Source organism: Flavobacteriaceae bacterium (genome assembly GCA_014075215.1).
Lineage (GTDB): Bacteria > Bacteroidota > Bacteroidia > Flavobacteriales > Flavobacteriaceae > Polaribacter.
The window spans coordinates 2,295,977-2,308,598 of the sequence record CP046177.1 but is presented as its reverse complement, the minus strand read 5'-3'; the positions used below and the strand labels follow the sequence as shown (position 1 = coordinate 2,308,598).

At 31.7% G+C, this 12,622-nt stretch carries 16 protein-coding genes and 1 tRNA gene; 5 read left to right on the top strand and 12 right to left on the bottom strand.

The window, feature by feature from the left end; genetic code table 11:
- Nucleotides 1-165: 165 nt before the first annotated feature.
- Genes GKR88_11300 through GKR88_11285 form a run of 4 tightly spaced genes read right to left on the bottom strand, consistent with a single transcriptional unit; the run spans nt 166 to nt 1,985 of the window.
- Complete coding sequence (locus tag GKR88_11300) at nt 166-864, bottom strand: relaxase/mobilization nuclease domain-containing protein (GenBank protein ID QMU64814.1); 699 nt, start codon at nt 862-864, stop codon at nt 166-168.
- On the bottom strand, nt 861-1,448 hold the full coding sequence (gene mobC / locus GKR88_11295; protein ID QMU64813.1) for a plasmid mobilization relaxosome protein MobC: 588 nt from the start codon (nt 1,446-1,448) through the stop codon (nt 861-863). Before mobC ends, GKR88_11300 begins: the two co-directional genes overlap by 4 nt.
- A gap of 1 nt (nt 1,449) precedes the next feature.
- The gene (locus tag GKR88_11290) at nt 1,450-1,743 is read right to left on the bottom strand and encodes a helix-turn-helix domain-containing protein (GenBank protein QMU64812.1); all 294 of its coding nucleotides are present in this window, start codon (nt 1,741-1,743) and stop codon (nt 1,450-1,452) included.
- A complete protein-coding gene (locus GKR88_11285; GenBank protein QMU64811.1) occupies nt 1,740-1,985 on the bottom strand; it encodes a hypothetical protein in 246 nt (81 codons plus the stop codon). The genes GKR88_11290 and GKR88_11285 overlap by 4 nt, the downstream gene beginning before the upstream one ends.
- Before the next feature lie 273 nt (nt 1,986-2,258).
- Between GKR88_11285 and GKR88_11280 the strand changes: the two genes are divergently transcribed.
- The 3 genes from GKR88_11280 to GKR88_11270 all read left to right on the top strand — a co-directional run bounded on the left by GKR88_11280 (nt 2,259) and on the right by GKR88_11270 (nt 5,292).
- Nucleotides 2,259-2,783, top strand: coding sequence for a hypothetical protein (locus GKR88_11280; protein ID QMU64810.1), 525 nt, complete (start codon nt 2,259-2,261; stop codon nt 2,781-2,783).
- A 343-nt stretch (nt 2,784-3,126) separates the two neighbouring features.
- Entirely contained in the window at nt 3,127-3,390 is a 264-nt protein-coding gene (locus tag GKR88_11275) for a hypothetical protein (protein ID QMU64809.1), read from the top strand.
- Nucleotides 3,391-3,459: 69 nt separating this feature from the next.
- Nucleotides 3,460-5,292, top strand: a complete 1,833-nt coding sequence (locus tag GKR88_11270) for a hypothetical protein (protein QMU64808.1) — start codon at nt 3,460-3,462, stop codon at nt 5,290-5,292.
- 105 nt (nt 5,293-5,397) lie between these two features.
- On the opposite strand, the gene GKR88_11265 is transcribed toward GKR88_11270, so the two are convergent.
- From GKR88_11265 to GKR88_11230, 8 genes are all read right to left on the bottom strand, one after another.
- Nucleotides 5,398-5,481 (bottom strand) — tRNA-Leu (locus GKR88_11265).
- Between the two features lie 111 nt (nt 5,482-5,592).
- Nucleotides 5,593-6,267 carry a lycopene cyclase domain-containing protein gene (locus tag GKR88_11260; GenBank protein ID QMU64807.1) on the bottom strand — a complete coding sequence of 225 codons (675 nt, stop codon included), beginning with the start codon at nt 6,265-6,267 and terminating at the stop codon, nt 5,593-5,595.
- A complete protein-coding gene (locus tag GKR88_11255; protein QMU64806.1) occupies nt 6,267-6,716 on the bottom strand; it encodes a carotene hydroxylase in 450 nt (149 codons plus the stop codon). The genes GKR88_11260 and GKR88_11255 overlap by 1 nt, the downstream gene beginning before the upstream one ends.
- Nucleotides 6,716-7,558 carry a phytoene/squalene synthase family protein gene (locus GKR88_11250; protein ID QMU64805.1) on the bottom strand — a complete coding sequence of 281 codons (843 nt, stop codon included), beginning with the start codon at nt 7,556-7,558 and terminating at the stop codon, nt 6,716-6,718. Before GKR88_11250 ends, GKR88_11255 begins: the two co-directional genes overlap by 1 nt.
- A gap of 1 nt (nt 7,559) precedes the next feature.
- The gene (crtI, locus tag GKR88_11245) at nt 7,560-9,023 is read right to left on the bottom strand and encodes a phytoene desaturase (GenBank protein QMU64804.1); all 1,464 of its coding nucleotides are present in this window, start codon (nt 9,021-9,023) and stop codon (nt 7,560-7,562) included.
- Nucleotides 9,024-9,077: 54 nt separating this feature from the next.
- Nucleotides 9,078-9,971 carry a MerR family transcriptional regulator gene (locus GKR88_11240; protein ID QMU64803.1) on the bottom strand — a complete coding sequence of 298 codons (894 nt, stop codon included), beginning with the start codon at nt 9,969-9,971 and terminating at the stop codon, nt 9,078-9,080.
- A 63-nt stretch (nt 9,972-10,034) separates the two neighbouring features.
- Complete coding sequence (locus tag GKR88_11235) at nt 10,035-10,976, bottom strand: hypothetical protein (protein ID QMU64802.1); 942 nt, start codon at nt 10,974-10,976, stop codon at nt 10,035-10,037.
- A 52-nt stretch (nt 10,977-11,028) separates the two neighbouring features.
- A complete protein-coding gene (locus GKR88_11230) occupies nt 11,029-11,241 on the bottom strand; it encodes a hypothetical protein (GenBank protein ID QMU64801.1) in 213 nt (70 codons plus the stop codon).
- A gap of 152 nt (nt 11,242-11,393) precedes the next feature.
- Between GKR88_11230 and GKR88_11225 the strand changes: the two genes are divergently transcribed.
- Together GKR88_11225 and GKR88_11220 are read left to right on the top strand one after the other, a co-directional pair.
- On the top strand, nt 11,394-11,888 hold the full coding sequence (locus GKR88_11225) for a sigma-70 family RNA polymerase sigma factor (GenBank protein ID QMU64800.1): 495 nt from the start codon (nt 11,394-11,396) through the stop codon (nt 11,886-11,888).
- Between the two features lie 12 nt (nt 11,889-11,900).
- Nucleotides 11,901-12,563 (top strand): hypothetical protein, encoded by a 663-nt coding sequence (locus GKR88_11220; protein ID QMU64799.1) that lies wholly within the window; start codon nt 11,901-11,903, stop codon nt 12,561-12,563.
- Nucleotides 12,564-12,622: the final 59 nt, after the last annotated feature.

The following is a 12,622-nucleotide window of genomic DNA, read 5'->3' as shown; positions in this document are numbered from 1 at the left end:
CTCTATTGAGTGTTCACGCTGATGATTGATGTGTTCGAGTTCCTGCATTCGTTTGAGGACGTGGAATTTTTCCTCATAAAGTGGAATCCCTAATGTTTTAAGGCGATATTTTTTGTTATTATGTATTACGCCTGTTAGTTTGCCATTTCTACTATAAGTAGCATATTATGGCTCATTATTGATATGGGTTTCAAAGAGTTCTAGCGTGTTGCTTTGAGCCAATAATTCCTTAATACGTTCGGCTACTTTGTCTCTAGTGTGGTTGCGGTTTTTCTGCGGTTTTTCCCGTTGCTGTAATAATTGCCGTTCCCTCATAAAACGTTCAGGTAAGAGCTGTTCGATTTCCTCTTGTTCGAGATAAACCGTACTTCTATGCAGTTCTGGAAATTCCCGTAACATCCATCGTTCCATACTGCGCCTTATGTCGTAATAGCGTTCATTAGACATTCGCATATCCCCAGAGCGAGAACTTTCTAAAAAATTCGAGGTTAATAGGATATGAATATGATAATGTCCTTTATCTAAATGTGGAACACACACGGCTTTGCTTAACCCTTGTGAGTCTCGTAATTTGAGATACTCATTACAAATACGTTGCAATTTTTCACGAGATAAATCCTTTGAATTATCGTGAGCAAATGCCAACACCTCGTGATAACGATAAACCTTTTTTCTATTCGCTGTTTTGGTCAAATATTGGGCGTTAGTATTGAACTCTTTTATGATGGATTTTCGGTCATAACCACTCGTGATATTTTGAAATATGAGCCACCGATGTTCTGGCTCATTAGAAACGCCGTCAAAGACGTAATTCACGCTGTAATTGGATAAAAACTGGGTATGTCTAAGGCTTTTAATAATCATAGATGTAATTGGGTTAAAACGGCTTTGATTTCTTCAGCGTAGCTAGGTATCTTAATAAGAGTATTTCTTATTAAATCGGATAAACTTTGTGGCTTATCGTAAATGGCAACAATTGCTTTTTGGAGTTCGGAAAATTCCGCTTGTAATTTTTTAATAATATCAAGTGAGATTTTCTTAGTAGCATTGCAAACGTGTGCTATCTGATTGATGTTTGTACCTATCTTGATTAACTGAATTTTGACCTCTTGGGTTTGTTCCTCCAATGGTAACAAATATTGATTTTTACTTTGAGCCAGAGCCAGCTCACGAACGAGTGTACTAAAGGGCTTGCGATGTTTTTCCGCTAGAGCGGTAAGGTGCTGAAATTCTTCTTTTGAGAAAATGATGACCCGATGTACACGGAGTTTCCGATATTCTTTGCTGTATGCTGATTTTTTGTCTGCTGTCATTCTAATTAGGTAATGAATTGTAAAAGAACCAATAGTGATATTGGTAGGTCGGCACATTGTGCTGAAATGGTTTCTGTTTATACCACACATCACTCTGAAAACAAAATCCCTATTATATACGCTGGTCCTATTCATCTTACCACGTTTTTCTAGAGTGTTTTTCTAAATATTCCAAAACCGATGATTTCTTGTATAAAATCAGCTTTTTCATAGGTTGAGAAAACTCGATTTTACCTGTATTTCTGAGCATTTGGAGCGTAGTGGCACTCTTAATGGCTAACAGAGCCATTGCTTCTTTTGCTGTAATCCAAATCTTCTCTTGCTTATATTCAGAAATAGTTTCCGTCATTAGTAGGCGTAATTCTTCTTTTAAATCCTGTCGTTTTATAAATACGAACTCAGTGCGTTCGCTTTGTTCTTCTATGTTCATAATGCATTTACTTTTAATAGCTTTTTAGCTGTTTCTAATATTTCGGTTTCCGAAAAAAGCTGTGTGATTTTCTTTTCCGTTTCTAAATCATCCTGAACGGATACAGGTGTGTTTTCCATATAGTAAAGCGCATCATCCACTAACATTTTGTGGAACTGTAGAAATTTGGAGATTTCATATGGTGGTAAACTCTTTATATAAGTTAAAAGGGCTTTTTTGATATCATCTATTCTAATATTCATATCTTTAGATTTAATTTTTGTTGTTATTGTTGTTAAATGAATTCACTTGTAATTTTTGTACACAACAAGATTACGAGAGATGAAAAACGATAAGAAAAGAAATGTGAAATCTGCTTTATAACTATCAGATAATCAGAAAAATAAAAAAGACTAAAGTCCGACTTTAGCCAGACGTTAAAGATGAGTACGAGCGAAGCACATATAAGATATGATGAAAATCTTTTAGATTTTCTCAAGACTTATGTCATAGGGGGAAATACAAAAGACACTACGTTGTTTAATGCAATAAACAAGAGTAGTAACGGAAAAGCACCTTATACAACATTAAAAAGTGCCTTTAGCACAAATAAAGATAGGCTTACGTTAAATATTGTGCAATCACTATTTGTTTTTGTTTTAAAAAAAGAAAATGAAAACAATAAAGAATTGCGAGAGATTCTTCTTTCTTTAAATAAACTTTTAATCAGGTTTTGTTGGGAAGATTTCAGTTTCAAAAACAAAAATGAAATAGCCGAAATTTTAAATAAAAAAAACCTCTTAGAATTTCATTTTATTGAAGTAGGTGGAATGAATCTATTGTTACTTGCAAACGGGCATATAGTAAAAAGTAATAACAAGACTATTTTATCCAGTGATGGTCAAAAAATCATTCTTGATAATTTGATTGAGGAACTATTCAATATAAAAAAGAAAGTTCAATATAAAGAAGTCATAAAAAAAAATATGTTTCTGAAAATATCTGCTCTTATATTCAAACATATCCTGAAAGAGAACAACATATTTTGCCTCATTTCATAGGTCGAGAATTTGTATTTGATGCTATTGATAAATTTTTAACTAATAACAAAAAAGGATATTTTTTTCTTAAAGCTGATGCAGTGCACTAGAACAAATAGTACATATTCTTGAAGCTAATCCGAAACAGCTAAATTCACAGTTATTTGGCTATTTAGAAAAAGGCAGTAATACTTATATTGATTCTATCAAAGATGTTATTAATGAAAAAACTAAAGACACTTGGATTCGTCCAATGAATAATTTAAGTTCTTCACAAGGTCATCTTGCTCACGTATTTAACGGACAACAAAATTTTTATACATATGAGTTTTCCGCTAATAAGAATATCTTTTATACCACGTCCTTGGAATCTTACAAAGAAACAGCATCTGTTTTAATGTGGAATATAAACTCTAACGATTTTTTAAATTCTTTTGAAGATGACTATGGGGATGGAACTATTTTTCAGATTAAAGAAGTTGGAGAGAAATATCTCTTATTAATTACTTGTCTAACAAGAGACAGTATTGATAATGATAGGTTTTGTATAAAAATATGGGATATTAAAAATGAAAGTCTAATTACTCGTGTTGTTATCAATGATAATAAATACTCGGACTTTTTATAGAGTAAAATTGAAGCAACTAATGATTTTATAATAATAAAAGACCCTAGCGATAAAAATAAAGTATCAATATTGGGTGTCCCAAAATTAAATCGAATACTTTATGTTACTCACAAGTCTGAAGTGGTAACTCATTCTGCTATTGAATTCTTCAATGATGGAATAAAAACAACAAGAATCGTTACAGCTAATAACCTTTCAGGCTCATCACAGATTAATATTGTAAATATTGATAATAACAATAAGGAAGCAAAAATAGGTTCTTTTAATGTGAAACTTGATGTGTCTGATTTGATATTTGGAGAAAATCAAAATATAATCATTATTTCAAGTAAAAATGGATTCATCATTGTTGTTAGCTTAATTAATGAAGATGACACGTGGTGTTTAAATAAAGAATTAACTTTCAAAGAAGATGATTATTTAAAAAAAATAAAACTTAGCTCAGATAATAGATATCTAATTGGGTATTATTCAACTGGTATACATATATGGTATATGCCAATGAGGAAAAAAATAAAGGTTTTTAATCAAAAATATGATGAAAGTAAAATAGATTTAGAAAATGATAAGTTTTTAATTTTAGATGATAATGTGTTAAAAATATGGAATCTATATAACGGCAGATTAGAATACAAATCTAAAGGCTGGTCAGCTCATTTTATTAAGTTTATAGATGAAGAAAAAATATTAAGTGGAAAAAACAATGAATTGACATATTGGAGAATTAAATATTCATTGGATTATCAAATTGAGGATTGGGGAGGCAAAAATGAAAGTTTGATAAAAAACATAATTCACAATGGAGCTATTAATGAAATAAAGATATTCGATGATGATAGAAAAATTTTAACTTCATCGAAAGATGGTTCAATAAAAATTAGTCTTAAAAAAGATTTTACTTGTTTCCATTCTTTTTCTGGATTTGCTGAATCAATTGATAATTTAGCGATTTTTAAAAAGGATGATGAATATTTTTCACTTGCCTCTTATCAAAATAAAAATCACAAGGAAAATTATGAGACAAGCGTTTTGAATTTAACTAGAAAGAAAAAATTAAAAACATTTCGCGGACATACATCGCATATTAAAAATGCAATACCATTTAAAGATTTTCAATTTGCTATTACTTCAACCAATAATGCAATTAAGAAATGGGATATAGTTAAAGGAAATGAGGTTCTTAATTACAAATTACCACCAAATAAATTACACAGGGGTGCAGAAATTTTTAAGGTATATAATTTTGGTATTGATTTTATATCTGGTGATGAAATTGGGTGGCTAAGAATATGGCGCACAAGTTCGGAATATCCAATAGTTGAATTCAAAGGGCACGATGAATTAGTAGCATCAATAGAAATTAACAAAAAAGGCACATTAATGCTCACAGGTTCTAGAGATAAAACCATAAAATTATGGAAAATCAACTTTTATAGCGACCCAATTTGCACTAATACTTTTACTGGTCACACCAGAACCATAGAAAAAGTATTGTTTCTTAATTACAACATCGCATATGACGTTGATTCAAAAAAGTTTAAGCAAGTTTCGGATAGTTCTTTAGCACCAAAAGACTCGTATTTTATATCAGCTTGTAATGATGGAACAATAAAAGTATGGGATATAGAAAAATCAGATTGTCTTATGTCACTTGAAGGGCATATCGATAATCCCTATTTCAGAAAAAGTATCGACTTAATCTTATTTAAAAACTTTCCGAAAATACTTTCTTACTCAAAAGATGGTAGGATAATAATTTGGGATATTCTCATAGGTAAAGAAATTTCATCACTTAGTATTGGTCGTAATATTTCCAGTTTATCTTTGAGCGAGGATGAGAAAACTATTGCTGTGGGCGAGGAAAATGGACAGGTTCAAATATTAGAAATTATTAATATCTAAAGAAATTTCTAGAAATCATACTAATGTAAACAAACCTCAAAATGTTTTAGGTATGTTTTAGTAAAATAAAAAAAGCCGAGTTAAAAACTCAGCTTTTAAAATCTGTACCGAAGATGAGACTCGAACTCACACGCTAATAATAGCAAGGGATTTTGAATCCCTCGTGTCTACCAATTCCACCACTTCGGCATTTCAATATGTCAATTTCAAGGACGGATTTTGAAACCTATGAGGTCTATATCATTATGATGCTAAATAATCAAGCTTTTGCCAAATCAATTCTAAAAATATCCCTTAAATTTATTTTTTAAACTTTTCTATGAGAAATATATTGCCAAAAATCATCGTAAAGGCATAACCGATATCCTCAACAGGTATGGTAGCAATTCGTATTCCTAAATTTTCCTCATCATTATACCATACTATCGGTTCGTCCAGTCTTATTCCCGTAAGAATTCCGTTCACTATAAAAAACGGAATCAGTATTGCCAAAAAAGCAATATAAAATCTTTGTAAGTATTTTATTCCATACTTTAGACTAATTGCCAATAAAAACACCAAAGCGCTATAATTGACATAAGTGTAGTCTTTATCCGTATGCACAATAATAACCGGAATGAGTGTCAGTATAAGCCCGATAGTAATCGCCTGTGTAACATGTTTTGACAGTAACAGATTCGGTTTGAAATATTCAAAAGAATAATGAATAAATATACTTGCATACGGAATACAGAAAAAAAATAGCCATTCTTCTATTGGCATTCCCAAAAGCGTACAGTTTAAATGGTATTTGGGGTTAAACCCCCATACTCCGTTTTTCGTAAAAACAGCATCCCAAAGCAGAAAAACAGAAGCAATAATTACTAAAGAAAGTAATACTGCTCTCCAATGTCTGATGAAGCGCATTTTTTTATCGAATGAGTATATCAAAGGAATACTCAAAGAGGCTATATTCAGAATTAGGTATAAATACATTAAATCTTAGGTTTTCGAAAGTATTTGAAAGGTACAAATAGCATTCCAAAACATTCTCCATCGTGCTTGTGCAATTTTTTGTGATGAATTTTATGTGCTTTTCTCAGCCCTTTCAGATACCTGTTGTTTGTATTTTTAAACCATTTAAAACGCTGATGAATTAATACATCGTGCACCAAAAAATAGGCAATACCATAGCATAAAATGCCTAGCCCTATAAAAAATAAGATATTTAATGTCGGATGAAGTCCAAAATAGAACAATGCAATACTGGGAGCAGCAAAAATTACAAAAAAGATATCGTTTCTTTCTAACGGAGTTTCATACTTGGGCTGATGGTGATCTTCATGAAAATACCACATAAAACCGTGCATCACGTATTTATGTGTACACCAAGTAATACCTTCCATTATCAAAAATGTTATTATTGTGACAAGAGCAAAAAGCATTATATCATATTTAGTTTGTATTTTACATAGCTCCTGGCCAGTAAATTTATTTTCATGGGATCGGAAATTCGGATTCTGGTCTCTATAATTTTAGAAGAAGGTACTTTTTTTAACTTTTTTAATAATCTTCTATAATACCGATATGCCATATAGACTCCGAATTTAGCTTCTGCCGGTAGTTTCAAAACTCCGTTAGTAAAAGCATAATTAAAATCATTTTCAATTTCTTCAATGATTTGCTTTTTAGAATTTGCATCTAAAGATGATAAGTCTACATTTGGAAAATAAGATCTGTTTAATAATTCATAGTCATTCTTTAAGTCTCTCAAAAAATTTACTTTCTGAAATGCAGATCCCAGTCTCATGGCAGCATCTTTAAGTTCTTGATATTTAGTGTCATCACCGTTTACAAATACTTTTAAACACATAAGCCCCACAACATCGGCAGAACCATAAATATAGGCATCGTATTCTTCTTTTGTCGTATAGTTTGCTTTGTATAAATCGGCCCGCATACTTTTCAGAAATGCCTTTACCATATCATCTGTAATACCATATTTTTTCACTGTATTTTGAAACGAGTTTAAAATTGGGTTTAAACTGATCCCTGTTTCCAGTGCATCGTAATATTGCTTTTCAAAATCTTCCAGAAGCCTCTCTTTATCGTAGTCGTGAAACGTATCCACAATTTCATCGGCAAATCTTACAAATCCGTATATACTATAAATAGCATTTCTAATTCCGGGAGATAGCAACTTCACTGCCATGGAGAATGAGGTACTGTATTTTTTAGTAACAATTCTACTACAATTTAAAGAAACTTCGTCAAATAATTGTTTCATTTCAGGAGTGTTTTTTGTGTATTAATTCGGAAGCTATTTTTCCGGATATCAAAGCCGGTGGAACACCTGGCCCCGGAACCGTCAGCTGACCTGTAAAATATAAATTTTGTACTTTACCGCTTTTAATTTTTGGTCTCAGAAATGCTGTTTGTAATAAGGTATTTGCCATACCGTAAGCATTTCCTTTATAAGAATTATAATCCCTTATAAAATCATTTACACAAAAAGACTCCCTAAAGATAATATTATTTTTAATTTTCTGGTTCGTTAAATGCTCAAATCTTTGCATAATCATGTTAAAGTATTTTTCTCTTAATTCATTTGTATCTTCAATACCGGGAGCTAATGGTATCAGAAATACTCCGCTTTCATTTCCCTCCGGGGCGCAACTCGGATCCGTTATACTGGGAAAACTTGCATAGAACAGCGGGTTTTTGGGCCAGGCGGGAGCATCGTAAATTTCTGTAGCATGAATATCAAAATCAGTATCAAAAAATAATGTATGATGGTTTACATTTTTAATTTTTTTATCAAATGCCACATAAAATAACAGTGATGAGGGTGCAAACACTTTTTTACTCCAGTATGTTTCGGAATATTGTTTGTACTTTGTGTCTAATAAAGTTTCTGTATAGTGGTAATCGGCACCACTCAACAGAATATCGCTTTCTATAATTTTTGAATTTACCGTAATGCCGGATACCTGATGATGGTTTACGTGTATTTTCTCTACATTTGCATGAGTTATCAGGTTTACATCCAGTTCTTTAGCAAGAGTTATCATAGCTTCAACGACCTTATACATCCCTCCTTTAGGGTGCCAGGTTCCCAGTCCGAAATCAGCATAGTTCATGAAATTATAAAACGCCGGGGTATTGGCAGGTTTTGCTCCCAGAAAAAGTACGGGAAATTCTAAAATTTGAATGAGTTTTTTACTTTTGATATGCTTTCTGACAGTTTTTGATATGGTGGAGAAAAATTGATGAGACCTCATCAAAGTAACCGGAGTGATTAACTCTAACGGGGAAACTCCGGGTTTATACACCAAATTCTCAATAGCTGTTTTATAATTAAATTCAGCTGCTTCCAGGAATTTTTTTAAATGTTTGGAACTTCCTTTTTCTTCGGACTCAAAAAGTTCGTATATCTCATCTATATTTGCGGATATCTCAACAAAACTCTTATCTTCAAAATATACGCGATATCCGGGGTCTAATTTATCCAATTGATAATAATCCGAAGGTTTTCTTCCAAAATCAGCAAAAAAACGTTCGAATACATCAGGCATCCAATACCATGAAGGCCCCATATCAAAGGTAAAGCCTTCTTTTTTTAGCTGCCTTGCCCTCCCCCCTATGGTTGCATTTTTTTCCAAAACAGTAACATTATACCCGGCTTTAGCCAAATAACAAGAAGCAGCAAGTGCAGAAAAACCGGCACCTATGATATGAATATTTTTTCTCATTTGTTTAACAAATATACAACTTTATTAAACACTTAAATATAAAAACCGTATCCATTATAATACATTTAACAAATCGGAAACTTCCGGATATAGTTCAATAGAAGATTTAAAATCATAATCTTGCATATTCATGGCTTTCCTGCCAATAGCTATTAACTTATGTCTACTTTCTTTTAAGATAGTATCTATAGTATAAAAATATTCGGCTACTTTATCGTCGTAAGGCTGTACCGTTAGCGAAGTGACAAAGCAAACCTCTTTATGACCATCAAAAAAGTAATTTAAGTTATCCAAAGGGAGGCTCTGCCCCAAGTATATAGTGTGATTACCTCTGAGAACCAGTTCGTAATTCAAATATAAAAGCCCTAATTCATGTATCTCGTTTTCAGGAAGAAATAAGACATACGTGGTGGTATTTTCGGTAACATTATATTGTAATTTTTCTATATTAATTTGAATCTTTTGAGCAATTAAATTAGAAATAAAATGTTCATGGGCCGGCAATAAGGTTTCTGTTTGCCACAAGAGGCCTATATGTTGCAAAAAAGGAATAAAAATATCTTTAAAAATATCTCGAAATGTTTTTTTATGAAGCAATTTATTATAGGTTGTATTGAATAACACTTTATCAAATTGGAACATCGCTAGTTTGAACGAATTTATAGCTTCATCATTGACGGCAATTTTAAAAGCTAATTCCCTGGCATTTAATGTGATCATATCTTCAGACATTTGAGCAATCTTAGATATTTTATAGTTATTTTTATTTAACAAAACAATATTTAAAAGCTTCGTTAAATTTTGATTAGAATAATATCTGATATTAGTATTTGTCCTTTGAGGCTGCAAAAGACCATAACGTTTTTCCCAAATGCGAATCGTATGTGCTTTGATTCCCGAAATATTTTCAAGGTCTTTTATGGTAAAATCTCTTTTTATATTGTTCAATTTATTTTATTTTTTATTAAACAAATATATTGATTTTATTTGGGTGCATAACATTTTGTCGTTTTAAGCAGCTTTATTTTTCTCAGTACAGATTAGGTTAACTACTTTGTTCCATTTATCACTCAGTTTAGTTGTTCTTAATGTGAGCATATTTTGAGCTCCAATTTTAGACCAACGTTGTCCAGAGAGTTTCATTCTTTTTTGAACAACCTCCCTGTTAGCTGCTTCTATGGCTCCAGATCCTATAATACCTGCTCCTGTATTTTGATATTGCTGATAGTCCATACGCGACCTATTTTCGGTATAATATGTGATAAGTTGGCTTTGTTGTTTACGTTGATTTTGCTTTGTCAATTCTAAGTTTTTGATATTCTCAATGACTTGATTTACTTGACTGTTTTTTAGTAGTTGCTCCTGTTGACCAACCCAACTGTTATATGACTCTTGATTAGAGAGACAAACCTTAGCAAAATCGTGTAAATGTTCTAAAGCATGATACCAATCCAATATTTGTGTGGCAAAAGGGTAATGTTGATCTACCCATTTCCATATCCATCTAGCACCATCACCAACAAAAATCAGTCGCTTATCAATACTCCTGTAACAGCCTAAGTATCTATCCATTCTATCTGTAAACTTATCAGCTTTGCCTAAATATGCTTCATACAACGAATGGCGTATCCATCCACGTTTATTTGATATGTCCATACAGCTACTCTGTTTAAAAATTCTGCCTAATTTTACTTCTTTCCAAGCCTCTTCCCGAGTGAAAAGCATCGACCCATCGACCATAGCATATATGCACTCTTGGTTATCTACCTTAAGAATATCAGGTTCAACGGCATCAACCTCCAATACTTTTTCTTGCTCTAATAAACCACCATAAAAGTCTGTGACTCTGTAAAGCTGCATCGCATTGACTGAAACACCTAGAAGATTCGATAAAACTTCATGACCATCTCCATAACAATCGTTTTGACCAATATAAATCATTTTGTCTTGCATATAGGGACTTATCTTAAATCCATTGACTTTTTCACTAAAGGGATGAGTGTTGTTAATCTCTATCTTTCCGTAACGTGATAAGTTTTTTTTTACGCCTGTCTTTAGATGGTTCGCTTATACTTCTCTCTAAAACCTCTCGACCATAGTCCGTCCATATTTGATCAAAAGTCTTTTCGTAATCATAGTAACTCTTTATGTTTGATAATTTTGCTATCGCTTGATAACGCTTCTTGGCTTGGGCTAAAAATTCCTCTTCGCTAATCATAATGGTGTCGCTTTTAAAAGTTAATCCTTAAAAATAACTATTTCGCGACAAAATGTTATGCACCCTTTTATTTTTATGACGAAGAACTCGTTTTTATTTTTTGTAACTTTTTTTCTTTTATACCTACTTATTATGAAATCAATTTTATAAACGTGACTAAAAAGGTTGAGGAGAATTTCTTATTAGATTTTGAAAAAAATCAAAATATAGTCCATAAGATCTGTAGGATATATACTACAGATCAAGATGCACACAAAGATTTGTTTCAGGAAATTACGATTCAAGTTTGGAAAAATTATGGGAAATTCAGAGGGGATTCCAAATTTAGTACCTGGATGTATAGAGTTGCATTAAACACGGCAATTTCTTTATACAGAAAATCTACCAGAACTATTAAAACACAAGACATAGGTGATGTTGCGTTTAAAATTCAGTCGAATGATTATGATGATACTCAAGAGCGGCAATTAAATGCTTTGTACAAAGCCATACATCGTTTAAATGATATTGATAAAGCGTTGATTTTCTTATATCTGGAAAATAAACCTTATAAAGAAATTTCGGAAACATTAGGTATTTCCGAAGTAAATGCAAGAGTAAAAATGAACAGAGCAAAAGATAAACTTAAAAATATATTAAACCCATAAACCATGAGTACTATGGATTTAGATCAATATAAAAAAGCGTGGGATAATCAGCCTGAAACAACAGAAAAACTATCGGCTGTAGAAATTTATAAAATGTCGCAATCCAGATCATCTTCTATTGTAAAATGGATTTTTATTATCGGATTACTGGAGTTTGCCTTTTGGTTTGGATTAAATTTAGTAATGCCTAAAGACAATCTTGACATTTATGAAAAATTAAACCTAATGGGTTTTATACGCACATTATCTTATATCCATTATGCTTTAATTATTTTGTTTTTAGCTATCTTTTATAAAAATTATACTTCTATTTCTACTATCGATAATACCAAAACGCTTATAAAGAAAATTTTAGTAACTCGTAAAACCGTAAAATTTTATGTCTACTATAACCTTATCAGCTTTGTAGTCTCTGCCGCTATTGTAAATATTTTAATTTTTAATAGTCCGGAGAATATAAAGATCGCTTTCAATTTACAAGATATGAATGTTGATCCTGATAAAGTCATGAGTGCAATGATTATTGTACAAATTATACTCATTATTGTCATATTGGCACTTTTACTCTTATTCTATTATTTGTTATATGGAATACTCCTTAAAAAATTAAATAAGAACTATAAAGAGTTAAATAAATTGGAAAAAAATGATTCCGTAATAAAGCCAATATCTTAAATAATTATATCTTATGACTTGAGATTTGGAGCTTTCAAAGAGTTTATTTTAAGGAGATC